This window comes from Saccharopolyspora gregorii (assembly GCF_024734405.1).
Lineage (GTDB): Bacteria > Actinomycetota > Actinomycetes > Mycobacteriales > Pseudonocardiaceae > Saccharopolyspora_C > Saccharopolyspora_C gregorii.
In genome coordinates this window covers 2,540,416-2,558,607 of sequence record NZ_CP059556.1, presented here as the reverse complement: position 1 = coordinate 2,558,607, position 18,192 = coordinate 2,540,416, and the positions used below count along the sequence as shown (strand labels likewise).

Here is an 18,192-nt window from a genome sequence, read left to right as displayed (position 1 = left end):
TCGCCGCGGTGGGACCGCGTCCTCGTGCCGCGGCCGTCCCGGACGGTAATCCAGCCGTGGACGTGCGGTCCAATTCTGGACAACGCCGTCCAACCGTGCCAGGGTTCCGGCACGGCGACACCGGAGGGGACCGTGGGCGACGACTCCGACGAACACCTGCTCCGCGAGGCGGGGCGGATCGCCACCGCGCTGGGCAGGATGTTCCCCGGGCTGTGCGAGGTCGTGCTGCACGACCTGCGCGATCCGTCGCACCCGGCCCGGGTGGTCGAGAACGGGTCGCCCGGGCGCGAGGTCGGCGGCCCCGCCGCGGAACTCGCGCGGCTCAGCGACCCCGGTCAGCCGGGCGTGCTGCAGAACCGGCCGAGCCGGTTCCCCGACGGGCGTCCGGCGAAGAGCACCTCGATCGGCATCGAGAACGCCGCGGGCCGCCGGATCGCCGCGCTGCGGGTGGACCTGGACGTCTCGGTGCTCTCGCCGGTGGCGCTGGCGCTGTCCAACCTGGTCGCCACGGACGCCGGGGAATCCCCGGAACCGCAGGCGCACGCGCGGGATCGCGACGCCCTGCGCCGGACCGTCGAACGCGCCGCGGCGGAGCGCGCGGCCACGCCGCGGGCGCTGCCCAGGGAGGCGAAGCGGGAGCTGGTGCGGCGGCTGCGCGCGGACGGCCACTTCGCCTCGCACGACGCCGCGCGGACCATCGCCGACCTGCTCGGGGTGTCCCGGGCGACCGTCTACAACTACGCGAGGTGACGGTGGGCGACGAACCGCACCTGGTCGACCGCTCCGGGCGCCGCTACCGGATCGACGAACCGCGCTGGCGCGGTGCCGACGGGTCCCCGCTGCTGGTGGCGCCGCTGCCGGGCATCGGGCGGGAGCAGGTCGACACCGGCGTCGGCTCGCAGTGGCGCTACGCGGCCGCGCTCGCGCAACCGCACCTCGCACCGGTCAGCCTCGGCGAGGGGCGGACTCCGCTGCTGCCGCGGCGCTTCGCGGGGCTGGACGTCGCGGTGAAGGTCGAGGCGAGCAACCCGACGGCCAGCTTCAAGGACCGCGGCGTCTCGGTCCTGATCAGCACGGTGCGGGCGCAGGGCGTGCGCGCGGTGCTGGCGGACTCCAGCGGGAACGGCGGTTCCTCGGTCGCCGCCTACTGCGCGGCGGCGGGCATCGACGCGCGGATCCTCGCCCCGGACTCCACGTCACCGGACAAGGTGCTGCAGAGCCGCGTCCACGGTGCCACCGTCGACCTGGTCCCCGGCGGCAGGCAGCGCACCGCGGACGAGGCGGTGCGCCGTTCTGCGCGGCGGTGCTACGCCGGCCACAACTGGCATCCCGCGTTTTTGGACGGCATCAAGCTGATCGCCTACGAGATCTGGGAAGATCTCGGGTTCCGCGCGCCCACCGCGGTCGTCGTCCCCGCCGGCTCGGGCAGCCTGGTGCTGGGTTGCGCCGCGGGGTTCGCCGAACTGCGGCGCGCGGGGCAGATCGACCGGGTGCCGCGCTTGCTGGTCGCGCAGCCCGAGCGGTGCAGCCCGCTGGTGCGCGCCTTCGCCGCCGGGGCGGATCACGTCGAGGACGCCGACTGGCCGGGCACGATCGCCGAGGGCACCGCCATCGCCCGCCCGGTCCGCGACCGGGAGGTGCTGCGCGCGCTCCGGGACAGCGGCGGAGCGGCCACCGCCGTGCCGGAGCGGGAACTGCGCCCGGCGACCCTCGAACTCGCCGGGACCGGCCTGTACGCCGAGCCGACCAGCGCCCAGGTGGTACCGGCCATCGCGCGCTTCGCCCGGGACGGGCTGCTCGGCCCGGACGACACCGTCGTCGCGGTGCTGACGGGTTCCGGCCTCAAGGCGAGCGCCGCGATGTCCCGGCTGCTGGACGACGAGCCCCGCAGCGGCTGACGGCCACCGGCGCAACCGGACCACCCGCGGGTCCTCAGCGGTTCCCCCGCGAGGACGGCGATGTCGCCGTGCTAAGTCGGAATCGCGGCCGCACCGGGAAAGCCGGCAGCGAGCAAACCGCCGAGCTTCCGCCACCCCGGTGCTGCGCAACTCAGCGGCGGTCAGATGGCTCCTTCCACGACCTCCTCGGTGCCGAGTTCCGCCACGTGCTCGGCGAGCGATCGGACGGTGGGGGTGATGAACAGCTGCGCCAGCTCCAGCTCCACGTCCAGCTCGCGGCGGGCCAGCTCGATGAACCGGATCGCCTGCACGCTGTCCCCGCCGAGACCGAAGAAGTTGGCGTCCCTGCTGGTCACCGGGGTGCGCAGCAGTTCGCTCCACGCCGCGGCCACCGCCTGCTCCACCGGGCCCGCCGGGGGCTCGGCGACGCCGTCGTCGGCCGCCGCCAGCTCGGCGATCCGGGCCCGGTCGAGCTTGCCGTTCGCGGTCGTCGGGACCTCGTCGAGCAGCAGCACCTGGTCCGGCAGCATGTGCACCGGCAGCCGGTCCGCGCACCAGGCCCGGATCTCGGCCGGGTCCGGTACCACCTCGCCGGGCAGCACCCCCACGACGACGCGCCGCGAGGAGCCGCCGCCCGCCGTCGCCGCCAGCGCTCGAGAGGCGGCCGGGTGCTCGGCCACCACGGATTCGACCTCGCCGAGCTCCACCCGGTGGCCGCGCACCTTCACCTGGTCGTCGCGGCGCCCCAGGAACTCCAGCAGCCCGCCGGGCCGGTAGCGGCCGAGGTCGCCGGTGCGGTACCAGCGGTGCTCGCCGTCGTCGAGGAACTTCGCGGCGGTGAGCTCCGGGGAGCCCCGGTAGCCGCGCGCGACCCCGGTGCCGCCGATCCACAGCTCGCCCGGCACCCACTCCGGCCGGTCCCGGCCGAGCTCGTCGACGACGCGGAACCGCTGGTTGCGCAACGGGAAACCGTACGGGATCGACCGCCACTCCGGGTCCACTCCGGACACTTCGAAGGCGTTCGACCAGATGGCGGCCTCGGTGGCACCGCCGAGCGCGACCAGGTCCGCGCCCGGCACCGCGGCGCGCAGCCGGTCCGGCAGGTCGAGCCCCACCCAGTCCCCGGACAGCAGCGCGAGCCGCAGCGCGGCGGGCGCCGGAGCACCGCCGTCGACCGCGTCGAGCAGCACGTCCAGCAGCATCGGCACCGAGTTCCACACCGTCACCCCGTGCCGAGCCGCCGATTCCGCCCACCGCCGGGGCGCGCGGCGCTCGTCCTCGGCGATCGACACCACCGCTCCCCCGGCGCCGAGCAGCCCGAACAGGTCGAACACCGACAGGTCGAACTCCAGCGCCGACACCGCCAGCACCCGGTCCCGCGAACCGATCCCGAAGCGCCGCACCACGTCCTCGACGGTGTTCGCCGCCGCCCGGTGGGTGATCTCCACGCCCTTCGGTTCCCCGGTGGATCCGGAGGTGAAGATGACGTACGCGAGCGATTCCGGGTCCACCGCCACCGGTTCCGCGACCGGGCGGGCCGCGGCTTCGGCGACGGTGGCGGTGGGCACCGGGAGGTCCACCCCGTCCTCGACGATCGCGAGCGCCACGCCCGCGGAACCGAGGATGCGGTCGCGGCGCACCGCGGGCTGGTCCACGCCGATCGGCACGTAGTGCGCGCCCGCGGCGAGCACGCCCAGCGCCGCGGCGATCTGATCGACGCTCTTGGGCAGCGAGATCGCCACCGCCGCACCGGGTTGGACGCCGCGGTCGCGCAGCAGCGCGGCGATCCGCAGCGCGCGCTCCGCCAACGCGCCCCTGGCCAGCTCGCCCTCGTCGCCGAGCACGGCCACCGCGGCCGGATCCTCGGTGGCGCGGCGGAAGAACGGCGCGTGCAGCAGCGGCTCCCGCTCCGGCGCCGCGGTGTCGTTGACCCGTTCCCGCGCGGCGCGCTGCGCCGCGGGCAGCAGTTCCGGGACCCGCTCCCGCCACGGCCGCCGCACCAGGTGCGCGAGCAGCCGCAGGTAAGCGGCGAACATCTCGTCCAGGACGTCCGCCGGGAACAGCTCCTCCACCGCGTCCCAGTTCAGGTCCACGCAGGTGCCGCCGGGGGTGCTGCGCTCGACCACCTGGTGGTCCAGCCACACCTGCGGGGTCTGGGTGATGCCCCAGACCTGCCGGCCGAACGGATCGCCGGGTTCGGTGCCCGCCGACACACCGAGCGCGCTGGTGAACACCACCGGCATCGTGACCTCGGCGGCGCCGGTGCGCTTCGCGAGTTCGCGCAGCACCTGCACCGCCGACACGCTGCGGTGGTCCAGCGCCTGCCACAGCTCGCCCTGCACCCGCCGGGTGCGGTCCAGCCAGCTGTCCGCGGCCTCCGGCCGGCAGGCGACCAGCAGCAGCGAGGTGAAGTCGCCGAACACCCGCTGCACGTCGGGGTGCACTTCGCGGCGGTCGAACAGGGTGAGGTTCAGCGTCAGGTCGGGCCGGGCGCTCCACTGCCCGAGCACTTCGGCGAACGCGGTGAGCAGCACCGCCGACGGGGTGACCCCGTGCTCGGCGGAGCGCGCGGCGAGCACCGCCCAGTCCGCGGCGTCGATCGTCGCCGCGCGCCGGGTGAACCGGGGCCGCACGACCCGCGCCGGGTCCACCGCCAGCGGGAGCTCCGGTGCGGGCGGCAGCTCCGGGACGGCGCGCGCCCAGTGCTCGCGGGCCGCGGTGAGCTCGGCCGCATCCGGTTCGGCGCCGAGCACGTAGTCCCGGAACGACAGGCCGACCGGCGGCAGCGCCGCGTCGAGGTCCGCGTACAGCGCGGCGAGCTCCGCGTAGAAGTGCAGGATGCTCAACGCGTCCAGCACCAGGTTGTCCATCCCGATCGCCAGCCGGGTGCGGTCCCCGGCGCGGCAGGCGGCGATGCCGAACAGCGGCCAGTGCGCGGAGTCGAAGACGTGGTGCGACCAGGTGTCGCGGAGTTCGGCGAACGCCCGCTCCGGATCGTCCCCGGCGTCGGTGACCGCGATCCGGAACCGGCCGACCGACGGCAGCACCCGCTGCTCGCCGCGCTCGTCGAAGACGGCGCGCAGCATCTCGTGCCGGGCGATGAGCCGGTTCGCGGCCTCCTCCAGCCGCGCGACGTCCAGGTCGGGGACGTCGTACTCGCGGTAGAAGTGGCAGCCGACGCCGCCGAGGGTGAAGCCGTCCGCGCGGCCCAGCCAGTACGCCAGCTGCACGTCGGTGGGCGGGAACGGTTCGAAGCGGGCCGCGGGGTCGGTGCGCACGGCGGGCGCGACGGATCCGCTCGACGCGGCGGCGGAACCCGGCACATCAGCAGCGGATTCCCCCACCACCGCGGCGAAATCGGCCAGCACCGGGCTCTCGAACAGCGCCCCGAGCCCGGCACCGGCGAACCCGTCGGCGCGCAGCCGCGCCACCACCCTGGTCGCCAGCAGCGAATCCCCGCCCAGCGCGAAGAAGTCCTGCTCGCGGCCGACCTCCGCGACGTCGAGCACGTCGCGCCAGGCCGCGGCCACGGCCGGCTCCACGGCGCCGCGCGGCGGGCTGATCCGCTCCGGTACCGCGGTGTCCTGCTCGGTGACGGCGGTGGCGACCGCGGCGCGGTCCAGCTTGCCGTTGGTGGTGAGCGGGAACGCGGGCAGCACCACGAGCAGGTCGGGCCGCAGGTGCGCGGGCAGCCGTTCGGCGAGCGCGGCCCGCACCCGCTCCGGGTCGGCCGCGCCGGTGACCGCGGCGCCGAGCCTGCCGCCGGTGAGCACCGCGACCGCACCGGTCACGCCCTCCGCCGCGGCCAGCGCCGCCTCGACCTCGCCGAGTTCGACGCGGTGGCCGCGGATCTTGACCTGGTGGTCGGCGCGGCCGAGGAACTCGATGCCGCCGTCCGGCAGGTAGCGGGCGCGGTCGCCGGTGCGGTACCAGCGGACCCCGGCGTGCTCGACGAACCGGTCGGCGGTCCGCTCCGGGTCGTTCCGGTAGCCGCGGGCGACTCCCGCGCCGCCGATCCACAGCTCCCCGGGCACCTGGTCGGGGCAGTCCCGGCCGAGCGCGTCGACGACCCGGCAGCTGACGCCGCGCAGCGGCTCGCCGTACGGGACGCAGCTCCAACTCGCCGGGACCGCGTCGCCGACGACCTCCTGGACGGTGGAGTGGATGGCGGTCTCGGTGGTGCCGCCGAGACCGGCGAAGCGGCAACCGGGTGCCCGGGCGGCGAGCCGGCCGGGCAGGTCGGTGCCGACCCGATCCCCGCCGAGCAGCACCGCGCGCAGCGGCAGCGGCCGCTCGTCGCAGGCGGTGAGCAGCATGTCCAGCAGCGTCGGCACGCAGTTGAGCACCGTGACGCCGTGGCGGTGCACCGAGTCCAGCCAGCTCGTCGCGTCGCGCTGCGCGTCCTGCTCGACGCACACCACGGCACCACCGACGCTCAACGGGGCGAAGACGTCGAACACGGAGAGGTCGAACTCGAAGCGGCTCACCGCGAGGGTGCGGTCCCGCTCGTCGAGGCCGAAGCGCTCCACCAGGTCGCCGATGGTGTTCATCGCGGCCGCGTGGGTGATCTCCACGCCCTTCGGTTCCCCTGTGGAACCGGAGGTGTAGAGCACGTAGGCCAGGTCCCGCGGCGTGGTCGCGGCGGGTGCGGGCAGCGGCGCCGCGCCGTGCACCGGGAAGTCCGCGTCGACCACGATCCGGGCTCCGGCGGAGGCGAGCACCCGCTCCCGGCGCGCGGGCGGGTGGTCCACCGGCAGCGGCAGGTAGGCGGCGCCGGTGGCCAGGACGCCGAGCGCGGCGACGACCTGCTCCGGCCCCTTCGGCAACGAGATCGCGACCAGTTCGCCCGGCCCGGCGCCGCGGGCGCGCAGCGCGCCCGCGAGGGTGAGCGCCCGCCCGGCCAGGTCGCCGTAGCTCAGCTCCCCGCCGCGGCCCCAGCGCAGCGCGATCGCGCCCGGATCCTCGTGGGCGTGGCGGAAGAAACCGGTGTGCAGGCACCGGGGTTCCGGCGCGTCGCCGCCCGGCGCGCGGGCGGTGAGCTGCGCGTCCGGCGCGAGCCGCGGCGGCGGGGCGGTCCAGGCCGCGTCGTCGGCGAGCAGCCGGTCCAGCAGGTCCGAGTAGGCGGTGAACATCGCGTCGAGCACGCCGGGCGCGAACGCGTGCTCGCGGGCGTCCCAGTTCACCAGCAGGCCGCCGTCCAGTTCGGTGACCTGCGCGTCCAGCCACACCTGCGGCCCCTGCGAGATGATCCAGGACGCCTCGCCGAACGCGCGGCGCACCGCGTCGGGGAACAGCGGCCCGAGCCCGAGCGCGCTGGTGTAGACGACGGGCGCGAGCTGCTGCTCGCCGCGGGCGCGGGACAGGTCGCGGAGCACTTCGACGCCGGAGTGCCCGGCGTGCGCGGCGTCGGCGTGGAACCGCTCCTGCACCCGCCCGGCCCGCTCGGCGAACGTGCCGGGCGCGGCGCCGTCCCACTCCAGCAGCACCGAGGAGGTGAAGTCGCCGACGAGCCCGGCCACGTCGGGGTGCAGCGGTTCCCGGTCGAACAGCGGCAGGTTCAGCAGGAAGCGGGGTTGCGCGCTCCACGCGGTGAGGGTTTCGGCGAACACGGCGGCGAGCGCCATCGCGGGCGTCAACCCGTGCCCGCGGGCCGCGGTCTCCCAGCGGGCCACCTCGTCGGGGCCGAGCAGCCGGTGCCGTCGCACGACGACGGTGGCGTCGTCGGCGGAGTCGCCCGCGGCGGGCAGTTCGGGCTGGCCGGGCAGTTCCGGCAGCCGGGTCCGCCAGTGCTCGCGGTCGGCGGCCGCGTCGGCGGCGCTGCGGCGGGCGGCGCGGTCGGCGAGGTAGCGCGGGTAGCCGTACGCCAGCGGTTCCGGCTCGTCCTCGCCGAGGTAGTGGCGGGCGAGGTCGGCGAGCAGCACCCGGAGGCTCAGCGCGTCGGCGGCGATCATGTCGAGGTTGACGTGCACCCGGGTGCGCCCGCCGGGCAGCAGCGACAACCGCACGTCGAACACCTCGCCCGCGGTGATGTCGAGCCTGCGGTGCGAGAGTTCGGCGCGGATCAGCTCCAGCTCGGCTTCGGCGTCCGACGTGGACAGACCGCGCAGGTCGTGCGTGGTGAGCCCGGGCCACGGGCTGGCCGGCAGGATCCGCTGGGTGCCGTCGTCGAGGATCCGCACCCGCAGCATGCCGTGTCTGCGCAGCACAGCGCGCACCGCGTCCTCCAGCCGGTGCGGGTCGACGCCGCGGCCGTCGAACTCGTCGTAGAAGTGCGCCGCGACGCCGCCGAGGCGCTGGCCGGGGCGCCTGCCGACCCAGTAGGCGTGCTGCATCAGCGCGAGCGGGAACGGCGTCCCTTCGTCGACATCGGACTCGACGGGTGCAGCCCCGGCCTCCGTCGAGTCCACTTCGGACGCTGCGGCGCCACCGCCGAGCAGCGCTCCCCAGGCCGCCAAGGTCGGTTCGGCCGCCAGGTCGCCGAACGAGACGGCGCGCCCGCGGCGGCGCAGTCCCGCGGCCAGCTGCATCATCGCGATCGAGTCCAGGCCGAGGGCGATCAGGTTCTCCGCGTCGGAGATCCCGTCGGCGGGCAGGTCCAGCAGTTCCGCCACTTCGGCGCGGAACGCCGCGAGGTCGGTCGGGTCGTGTGCGGGCACGGTCGTGGCCCCTTTCCTCACCAGGTCACCGGCAACGTCTGCGGGCCGCGGAAGAACAGCCCGGTCTTCCAGCGCACCTCGCCCGCCGGGCGGAGCCGGGGCAGCCGCTCCGCCAGCGCCAGCACGCTCTCCTGCAGTTCGATCCGCGCCAGCGCGGCGCCGACGCAGTGGTGCACGCCGTGCCCGAACGCCAGGTGCCCGCGGGAATCGCGGTCCGGGTCGAGCACGTCGGGGTCCGGGTAGCGCCCGGGATCGCGGTCGGCGGCACCGATCGCCACCAGCACCGGCTCGCCGGCGCGCACCACCTGCCCGCCGACGGCCACGTCCTCGCGGGCGTAGCGCGGCATCGCCGCGGCGGCGGCCATCGGCACGTAGCGCAGCAGCTCCTCCACCCAGGCGGCGGCGCGGCGGTCCCGGTCCGGGCCGTCGGCCAGCTCGACGAGGCCGCCGGGCCGCTGGAGCAACAGGTGCGCGAAATTGGCCAGCTGCGAGGCGGTGGTCTCGTAGCCGCCGACGAGCAGCGCGATGCACAGCTGCTCCAGCTCCAGGTCGGAGAGCCGGTCCTGCTCGTCGCGCGCTTCGACGAGCCCCGACATCAGGTCGTCGGCGGGCCGGTCGCGGCGGGCCGCGATCAGCTCGGCCACGTAGGTCCGCAGCGCCCCGGTGCGTTCGACGATCTGCTCCGGCGGCAGCCCGTTGGTGGACAGCACCGCCTCGCTCCACCCCTGGAAGCGGTCCCGGTCCCGCGCCGGGACGCCGAGCAGTTCGCAGATGACGGCGATCGGCACCGGCAGCGCCAGCTCGGCCACGAGGTCGGCGGGCGCCGCCATCGCGTCGATGCGCTCGTGCAGCAGCTCCCGGATCCACGGGCGCAGCCGTTCGGCGCGGCGCGCGGTGAACGCCTTCGCGACGAGGGTGCGCACCCGGGTGTGCTCCGGCGGATCCATCGTCACGATGCCGACCGGGTTGTGCGGGGTGGTGCGCGGCGAATCCCGCTCCTGCGCCATCGCCCGGCTGAAGCGCGGGTCGGCGAACACGAACCGGGCCTCGTCGTGGCGGGTCACCAGCCAGGCGGGTTCGCCGAACGGCAGCTGCACGCGGACCGGTCCCGGCGTGCGCTGGGCACGCCGGTAGGCGGGGGCGAGGTCGAGCCCTTCCGCCGCGTTGAACGGGTAGGTCTCCACGGTCACGGCCGCACCAGCCCTTCCGCCAGCGCCCGCCGGTCGACCTTGCCGAGGCCGGTGCGCGGGAAGGACTCCAGCACCCGCACCCGGTCCGGCAGCTTGAACGCGGCGACGCCGAGCCGCCGCAGGTGCTCCACCAGGTCGCGCCGGTTCGGCGGTTCGCCCGCGGCGAGCACGAACGCGCAGCTGCGCTCCCCCATCGCCTCGTCGGGGAAGCCGACGAGCGCCACGTCGTGCACCGCCGGGTGGGACAGCAGGTGGTTCTCCACCTCTTCGACGGGGATCTTGTCGCCGCCGCGGTTGATCACCTCCTTGCTGCGGCCCTCCACGACGAGGTGCCCGGTCGGCAGCCGCCGCACCAGGTCGCCGGTGCGGAAGAAGCCGTCGGCGGTGAACGAGCGCTCGTCGTGCGCCTCGGCGCGGAAGTAGCCGCGCAACGTGTACGGGCCGCGGACCAGCAGCTCGCCGACCTGGCCGTCGGGAACCGGGTCGCCGTCCTGGTCGCACACCAGCACCTCGTCATCGGCGGACAGCGGCCGGCCCTGGGTGCCGATGACCAGCTCGTCCGGGTCGTCGAGGCGGGTGAAGTTGAGCAGGCCCTCGGCCATCCCGTACACCTGTTGCAACGCGCAGCCCAGCACCGACCGCACCCGGCGGGCGGGATCGTCCTTGAGCCGCGACCCACCGGCCTGCAGCAACCGCAGGCTGGACAGGTCCGGCCGGAACAGCTCGGCGGCGTCCAGCCACACCAGCACCAGCGGCGGCACCAGCGCGACCACCGTGACCCGTTCCCGCTCGATCAGCGGGAACGCGGTCTCCGGGTCACCGCCGGGGCTGAGCACGACCGTCGCACCGACCGCGAACGCGCCCAGCAGACCGGGGCAGGCGAGCGCGAAGTTGTGCGCCGCGGGCAGCGCCGCCAGGTACACCGATGCCGCGTCCAGCCCGGAGACCTCGGCGCTGGCAAGGGCGTTGTAGGCGTAGTCGTCGTGGGTGCGCGGGATCAGCTTCGGCAGTCCCGTGGTGCCGCCGGACAGCAGCAGCACCGCGACGTCCTCCGGCGCGGCGTCATCGGCGCGATCCCCGGGTTCGGCGGCGGTGAGCGCGTCGAACGGGGTGAACCGGCCCGGATCGCCGCCGACGACGAACACGTGCCGCACCGACGGGGCGCCCGCGGTGACGGCCTCGGCGAGCGGGAGGTGGTCGAACCCGCCGTGCTCGGCGGGGATCGCGTAGGCGACGGCACCGGCGAGCTCGGCCAGGTGCACCAGTTCGGTCTCCCGGTGCGGCGGCAGCGCGAGCACCGGCACCGCACCGGCGCGGGCGCAGCCGAACAGCAGCGCCGCGAACTCGGCGACGTTCGGCAGGTGCACCAGGACGCGGTCGCCCGGCGCGATGCCGTGCGCGCGGAGCCCGGCGGCGACCCGGTCGGCGGCGTCGTCGAGCTCCCGGTAGTCCCATCGGCGGTCGCCGTCCACGAGCGCGGTGCGCTCCGGTGCGCGCCGCGCCGAGTCGCGCAGCAGGCCGCCGAGCGTGCGCCCGGCCCAGTACCCGGCTTCGCGGTAGCGGGCGGCCAAGTCGGCGGGCCAGCCGGTGGTTCCTTCGAGCGGAGCCATGATGTCTCGTTCCTCCAGGGGGTCAGCGCAGCCGCAGCGGCAGGGTTTCCAGGCCGTGCATGGCGGTGCTGAACCGCCAGCGCAGCTCCTCCTCCGGCACGGCGAGCTCGACGTCGGTGAAGCGCGCCAGCAACCGGCCGAAGGCGATCTCGCCCTCCAGCCGGGCCAGCGGCGCCCCGAGGCAGTAGTGGATGCCGTGGCCGAAGGCCAGGTGACCGCCCGGCTTGCGGGTGATGTCGAGCCGGTCCGGGTCGGCGAAGCGGGGTTCGCGGTTCGCCGACAACCAGGAGGCCATCACGAAGTGCCCGGCGGGGATCTCCACCCCGCCCAGCTCGACCGGTTCGGTGGCGTAGCGCGGCGAGGACAGGTTGTTCGGCGTCTCGTACCGCAGGAACTCCTCCACCGCCCCGCCGAGCAGGTCCGGCCGGGAGCGCAGCAGCGCCAGCTGGTCCGGGTGGCGCAGCAGCGCCAGCATCCCGCTGCTGATCAGGTTCACCGTGGTCTCGAAACCGCCGGTCAGCAGCACGACGGCGGTGGAGATCAGCTCGTCCCGGGACAGCCGGTCGCCGTCCTCGCTCACGTGCACCAGCCGCGACAGCAGGTCCTCGCCGGGGTCGGCCCGCTTGGCCGCCACGAGGTCGCCGAGGTAGCCGGCCATCAGCTTGGACGCGGCCCCGACCTCCTCCGGGGTGGTCGCGGCGACCATGGTGCGGGACCAGTCGGTGAACCGGTCCCGGTCGGCGAACGGGATGCCGAGCAGCTCGCAGATCACCCGGATCGGCAGCGGGTAGGCGTAGTCGGCGAGCAGTTCCGCCTCGCCCGCGGCGGCCATCGCGTCCAGCAGCTCGTCGGTGATCTCCTCGATGCGGGGGCGCAGCGGGGCGACCGAGCGGGTGGTGAACACCGCGGAGACGAGCTTGCGCAGCCGGGTGTGGTCCGGCGGGTCCAGGTTGAGCAGGTTCTGCGCGAGCTCCGGGGCGAACAGGCTCTCCGCGTCCTCCCCGGCGCCGGCCGCGGCCAACCGCATCCGCTCCAGCCGGTCGTAGACGTGGTGGCTGCTCAGCCGCGGATCGGTCATCGCGGCGCGGGCCTCGGCGTGGCCGGTGACCAGCCACACCGGGAAACCTCCGGGCAGCACGACGAACCGCACCGGCGTCGTCTCGCGCAGCCGCGCGGTCACCTCGTGCGAGCGCTGCACGAAGTCCTCGTCCAGCACGAGCGGTTCCAGGAGGTCGGTCATGGCGGTTCCCCCGCTTTCGGTGGTGGTCATGCGAGTTCCAGTCCGGGCCGGTACAGGTCGGCCCAGTGGTAGAAGTCGAGGGCGCGTTCGAGTCCGGTGCGGACCTCCCCGGTGACGGTGGCCGGATCGCGTTCGGCGGTGCCGCGCAGCCAGTCCCGGTCGAAGACCTCGAACACGGCGTGGTCGCGTTCGGCGAGCACGTCGCGGGTCTGGCGCTGCAACTCCTCCGCGTACCGGGTGTCCTGAGTGGACGGGTAGGGGCTCTTCACTCGCCGCACCACGGATTCCGGCAGCAGGTCGGCGACGGCGCCGCGCAGCAGGCCCTTCTCCCGGCCGTCGTGGGTCTTCAGCGCCCACGGCGCGTTGTAGACGTACTCGACGAGGCGGTGGTCGGCGAACGGGACGCGGACCTCCAGGCCCACGGCCATCGACATCCGGTCCTTGCGGTCCAGCATCGCCCGCACCAGGCGGGTGATGTGCAGGTGGCTGCTGGTGCGCATCCGGCGTTCGGCGGCGTCCTCGTGGTCGAGGTGCTCGACGCGGGCGACGGCGTCCGCGTACTGGTCGGCGACGTAGCCGCCGATGTCCAGCGCCCGCCGCAGTTCCGGCCGCAGCGGCCCGGTGCGGTCGGCGGTGTAGGTGTTCTGGAACGCCAGCCACGGGAAGGTGTCGGCGTCGCGCGCGGCCGGGTGGTGGAACCAGACGTAGCCGCCGAACAGCTCGTCGGCGAACTCGCCGGAGAGCGCGACCGTCGATTCCTCGCGGATCGCCTGGAACAGCAGGTACATCGAGCTGTCGATGTCGCCGAGCCCGATCGGCATGTCCCGCGCCGCCACCACCGCCCGCCGCAGCTCGGGCGTGCCGAGCAGCTTCGAGTCCAGCACCACGTCCCGGTGCCGGGAGCCGACGTGCGCGCTGACGTCGCGGATGAACGGCGAATCCGGGGTCTCGCGGAACTCGTCGGGCCGGAAGTTCTCCTCGTAGCCGGCGAAGTCCACCGAGTAGGAGCGCACCGCCCGCCCCTGCCCGGCCAGGTGCCGGGCGGCGAGCGCGGTGATGGCGCTGGAGTCGAGGCCGCCGGACAGCAGCACGCACTGCGGCACGTCCGACACCAGCTGGCGGGGCACCACGTCGCCGAGCAGCTCGCGGACCCGGGCGACCGTGGTCTCCGCGTCGTCGGTGTGCGGCGCGGTCTCCAGCCGCCAGTAGGTGCGTTCCCGCATCCCGTCCCGGTCGACGGTGAGCACCGTGCCCGGTTCGACCTCGTGCAGGTCCTTCCACAGCGACCAGCCGGGGGCCTTGGTGAACCCGACGAGCTCGCGCAGGCAGCCGGTGTCGACGCGGCGCGGGAACGCCGGGTTCGCCAGCACCGCCTTCGGTTCGGAGCCGAACAGCACTCCGTCGCGGGTGCGGTGGTAGTACAGCGGTTTCACGCCCATCCGGTCGCGCACCAGCACCAGCCGCTCGTGCCTGCCGTCCCAGATGGCGAAGGCGTACATGCCGTTGAGCCGTTCGGCGACGGACTCGCCCCACTCCAGGTAGCCGCGCAGCACCACCTCGGTGTCGGAGGCGGTGGCGAAGCGGTGGCCGCGGCCTTCCAGCTCCTCGCGCAGCTCGGTGAAGTCGTAGGTCTCGCCGGAGTACACCAGCACCACCGGCCCGCTCGCGGTCTCCACCCGCATCGGCTGGCGGCCGCCGGGCAGGTCGATGACGGCGAGCCTGCGGTGGCCGAGGGCGACCGGGCGGTCCAGCCACACGTCGCCGTCATCGGGTCCGCGGTCGGCGAGGGTGCGGGTCATGGCCTCCACGACGTCGCGGTGGGCCCGCAGGTCGTCGTCGAACGCCACCCAGCCGGTGATGCCGCACATGGGTTCTTCCTTTCGTAGCGGGGAGGTTCAGGCGCGCGCGACGAACACGCGGTGCCCCAGGGGTTCCAGCGCGTGCCCGGGCGGCGGGAGTTCCAGTTCGCGGTGCAGCCCGGCGCCGTCGAGCACCGCGCGCCACTGCGGCAGCGACAGGAACGTGGCTCCGGACCCGGCGCGGTCGTCGTGCGCGTCGGCCATGAGCAGGCCCTGCGAGGCCATCACCCAGTGCTCCTCGGTGGTCGGTTCGGTGAGCACCAGCAGCCCGCCGGGGGCGAGCAGCCCGCGCAGCCGGCGCACGGAGGCGTCGGTGTCGGTGGCCGCGTTCAACGCCCCCGCGCCGAGGACGAGGTCGAAGGGGCCTCCGTCGAAGTCCTGCGCGTCCGGCTCGGCGTCGAGGTCGAACAGCCCGCAGCGCACCGCGGTGCCGAAGCGCTGCCGCGCCTGGTCGAGGAAGAACCGGGACACGTCGGTGAACAGGTAGTCCACCCGGGCGCCGCCGAGCGCGTCGAGCACGACCTCGGTGGTGGCGCCGGTGCCCGCGCCGACCTCCAGCACCCGCAGCGGTCGGGCCGCGCGCCGGACGGACTCGGCGACGAGAGCGGCCACGGCGCGCTGCTGGTAGCGGGCGGTGATGCTCTCCCGGTACAGCGCGCGGGCCAGGTCGGTGCGGCCTTCGGGGAACAGCAGCAGCACCGCCTGCGCCCGGCCGGTGATCAGCTCGGGCAGCGCTTCGGCGCTGCCGCGCGCGTAGTCCACGGTCTCGGCGGCGCCGAACGCGGCCAGCCAGCGTTCCCGCGCTTCCCGCCACGGATCGTCGATCCGCAGGAGTTCCGCGTGCTCCGGCACGGGCGCGTAGCCGCCGTCGCGGTGCGCCAGCAGCCCTTCCCGCGCCAGTTCGACCAGCCAGCGGCGCACCAGCGCCCGGTGCTCCGGGGCGACCGCGGCGGCGTCGAGGATCCGCTCCGCCGAGTCGGTTCCACCTGCCGCGGCGGACCATCCGGCGCGCACCAGGGCGGCGAGCATGGAGCGCAGCGCCGCCGCGTCCACCAGCCGCAGCGCGTCGAGGGCGGCGTCCAGGTCGAGCCCGGCGATCTCGGCGTCGGCGGCGGCCGCCACGTCCGCGGCGAGGTCTCCGGCCGGTCGGGGCGCGACGGCGCCGCGCGGTTCCACGTCCAGCTCCGCCCACGCGGCCGCCTCCGCCGCGGTGAGCTCGGCGCCGGTGAGCACCACCCGGCGCAGCGCGGACAGGTCCGTCATCAGCGCGGCGGGCAGGTCCGGGAGGGCCCGCGCCTGCTCGGCGGGCAGCACGGCGGTCTCCACCTCGGAACGCTCCAGCCAGGCCAGCAGCCGGGCGGGCGTCGCCGCCGGGTCGCCGAGCACGGCGGTTCCGCCCGCCGACCACACCGCGGCCGCCCCGTCGCCGGTGAGCACGCCGGTGCGTCCCGGTTCCGGGCCGAGCGCGACGGCGAGTCCGGTGTCCGCGCCGAGCGTGGCGAGGAGGCCGCGCACCCGCTCGTCCGCTTCCGGTTCCCCGCCCAGCGCCGCCCGCAGCCGCGCGGCGGTCCGGGTCGCGGTGCCGGTCTCCAGCACGACGCGGTCGCCGAGCTCGGCCAGCACGTCGGCGACGTCCGCCGCGCCGGGGCGCACCGCGTGGAACAGCAGCTGCCCGGAGGCCGCCCACGGCGACCCGGGTTCCGGATGCACGTCCCGCAGCTCGAACCCGGCGGCGCGCAGTTCGCCGCGCCATCCGGCCTCGTCCAGGAACACCTCGCCGCTCGCGGCCCGCCGGTCGGTGTGCCGATCCCGGCCGTCCTCCGCGGACAGCAGGAACTGCATGGAGGTGAGCATCGCGCGGTTGTCCCGCACCGACTCGGTGCAGACGAGTTCCCCGCCGGGCGCCAGCAGTGCGCGGACGCGGGCCAGGGTCTCGCCGAGGTGGCGGGCGTTGTGCAGCACGTTGCCGGCCAGCACCAGGTCGGCGCTGCCCGCCGCGAAGCCCTGCGCGGCGAAGTCGGCGTCCACGTCGAGCAGTTCCGCCGCCAGCCCGAGCCGCTGCGCGACGGGCGCGAACAGCCGGGAGACGTCGGTGAACCGGTGCTCGACCGGCACCCCGGCGGCCCGCACCGCGCGCAGCACGGCCTCGGTGGTCCCGCCGCCTCCGGCGCCGAGCTCCACCACGCGCAGCGGGGCGCGCCGGGACGCGGCGGCGACCACGAGCGCGGCGCAGGTCTCGTTGAGGTGGTCGGTGAACGCGTTGCGCTGGTAGGCGGTGAGCGCGTCGAGCACGTCGTCCCCGTCGAACAGCAGGTCCTGCGCGCGCACCTCGTCGCGCAGCAGTTCCGGGAGCCGGTCCAGCGCGGCGCGGTGGAACCGCGCCATGCCGTCGGGGAAACCGAGTTCCCGGTAGCCGGCGGCGAGCCCGTCGACGTCCATCCCGGACGGTTCGGCGAGCCGGTAGCGGTCCTGCTCGGCGGTGAGCAGACCTTCCTCGCCGAGCGCGACGAGCCAGCGCCGCAGCAGCCACTCGTGGCGGGGTGCGACGCGCAGCGCACGGCGGAGCTGGGTTTCGCTGACGGACTGGGTTTCGCTGACGGACTGGGTTTCGGTGACGGGCTGGGTTTCGCTCGCGGGCTGGGCTTCGGTCGCGGGCTGGGCTTCGGTCGCGGGCTGGGCACCCACCGCGTTCCGCAGCACCCGCAGCATCGCGGCCAGGCTGGTCCGCTCGACGCGCCGCAGCGCGTCCAGGGGCACGTTCACAGCACACCTTCCTCGTCGTCGTCCGCGGGCCAGGTCACCCGGGCGGACAGCTCGGCGACCACCGCGCGCGCGTCGAGCACGTCCGCGGCGTAGTGCCGCCCGGCCGGGACGGTCCCGGCGAGCACCGCGGCGACGGCGGCGGCCGCCACTTCCCCGCTGAGCTCGGCGTTGCCCGCCCCGTGCAGCACGGCGGTGCGGGACTCGGGCGCACCACCGCGTTCCCCGTCCGCGCGGACGGTCATCGTCACGAACCGGGAGCGCCCGGCCAGGTCGAGCAGGCTCGCCCGGCGCAGGTCGGCGATCGCGGTGGCCCGGTCCGTCCCGCGCACCCGGTCGAACACGGCGGGCACGTGCTCGCCGCACAGCACGGTGCGCCAGTCGCCGCGCTCCAGGCCCAGCTCGGCGGCGAGGCGCTCGTCCTCGGTGCTGAGCTGGGTGAGCACGGTGGCCCGGCCCGGGAAGTGCGGCAGCTCGACGTCAGTGCGCCGCGCCTCCCCGGTGCGGCGCGCGCCGCCGCGCCAGCCCGCCGACGGGCGGGTGAGCCCGTCGGCGACGCCCTGCAGGTAGTCCGCCGCGGCGACCTCGGTGAACCGGTCGAGCAGTCCGAAGTGGACTTCGAGCGCGTCCACCCGGTCGAACTCGGCGGCGACCGCGCGCGGGAACAACCCGCTCAGGCCCGGCCGCAACCCGGCCGAGAGGACCGCGACGCGGGGGCCGGCGGGGTCCAGCAGCGCGTGCAGCGCCTCGTCCCCCGCCACGTCCACGTAGTCCGCGCCCGCGCGGTGCGCCGCGACCGCGAGCACGTCGCCGATCTCCCGCGACGGCCCCGCGCAGTTGAGCAGCACGTCCAGCCCGGCGCAGAACTCGTCCACAGTGGACTCGGAACGGAAGTCCACCACACGCTCATTCGGCCCGGAAGGCGCGCTGCGCCCGCCGATCCGCACCGCGCACCCGCGTCCGCGCAACGCCCGCACCG

9 protein-coding genes are annotated in these 18,192 nt (G+C 75.3%); 2 read left to right on the top strand and 7 right to left on the bottom strand.

Annotation, left to right across the window (positions count from 1 at the left end; genetic code table 11):
• The first annotated feature begins 132 nt into the window (after positions 1–132).
• The gene (locus tag H1226_RS10975) at positions 133–750 is read left to right on the top strand and encodes a helix-turn-helix transcriptional regulator (protein WP_258348897.1); all 618 of its coding nucleotides are present in this window, start codon (positions 133–135) and stop codon (positions 748–750) included.
• 2 nt (positions 751–752) lie between these two features.
• Positions 753–1,898, top strand: a complete 1,146-nt coding sequence (locus H1226_RS10970) for a threonine synthase (RefSeq protein WP_258348896.1) — start codon at positions 753–755, stop codon at positions 1,896–1,898.
• Positions 1,899–2,059: 161 nt separating this feature from the next.
• Here H1226_RS10970 and H1226_RS10965 read toward each other — a convergent pair whose 3' ends face one another.
• From H1226_RS10965 to H1226_RS10935, 7 genes are read right to left on the bottom strand one after another with little or no spacing between them, the layout of a single operon-like run.
• Positions 2,060–8,554, bottom strand: a complete 6,495-nt coding sequence (locus H1226_RS10965) for a non-ribosomal peptide synthetase (protein ID WP_258348895.1) — start codon at positions 8,552–8,554, stop codon at positions 2,060–2,062.
• 17 nt (positions 8,555–8,571) lie between these two features.
• On the bottom strand, positions 8,572–9,744 hold the full coding sequence (locus H1226_RS10960) for a cytochrome P450 (RefSeq protein ID WP_258348894.1): 1,173 nt from the start codon (positions 9,742–9,744) through the stop codon (positions 8,572–8,574).
• A complete protein-coding gene (locus H1226_RS10955) occupies positions 9,741–11,354 on the bottom strand; it encodes a (2,3-dihydroxybenzoyl)adenylate synthase (protein WP_258348893.1) in 1,614 nt (537 codons plus the stop codon). The genes H1226_RS10960 and H1226_RS10955 overlap by 4 nt, the downstream gene beginning before the upstream one ends.
• Before the next feature lie 22 nt (positions 11,355–11,376).
• A complete protein-coding gene (locus tag H1226_RS10950; protein WP_258348892.1) occupies positions 11,377–12,594 on the bottom strand; it encodes a cytochrome P450 family protein in 1,218 nt (405 codons plus the stop codon).
• A 26-nt stretch (positions 12,595–12,620) separates the two neighbouring features.
• Positions 12,621–14,462 (bottom strand): asparagine synthase (glutamine-hydrolyzing), encoded by a 1,842-nt coding sequence (gene asnB, locus H1226_RS10945; RefSeq protein ID WP_258348891.1) that lies wholly within the window; start codon positions 14,460–14,462, stop codon positions 12,621–12,623.
• Between the two features lie 27 nt (positions 14,463–14,489).
• A complete protein-coding gene (locus H1226_RS10940; RefSeq protein ID WP_258348890.1) occupies positions 14,490–17,216 on the bottom strand; it encodes a class I SAM-dependent methyltransferase in 2,727 nt (908 codons plus the stop codon).
• Positions 17,213–18,112, bottom strand: coding sequence for a saccharopine dehydrogenase family protein (locus H1226_RS10935; RefSeq protein WP_258348889.1), 900 nt, complete (start codon positions 18,110–18,112; stop codon positions 17,213–17,215). The genes H1226_RS10940 and H1226_RS10935 overlap by 4 nt, the downstream gene beginning before the upstream one ends.
• Between the last annotated feature and the right edge of the window lie 80 nt (positions 18,113–18,192).

Coding starts and splice junctions, on each gene's coding strand:
- H1226_RS10955 (WP_258348893.1), bottom strand. CDS start 11,354: ATGGCTCCGCTCGAAGGAACCACCGGCTGGCCCGCCGACTTGGCCGCC.
- H1226_RS10950 (WP_258348892.1), bottom strand. CDS start 12,594: ATGACCGACCTCCTGGAACCGCTCGTGCTGGACGAGGACTTCGTGCAG.
- asnB (WP_258348891.1), bottom strand. CDS start 14,462: ATGTGCGGCATCACCGGCTGGGTGGCGTTCGACGACGACCTGCGGGCC.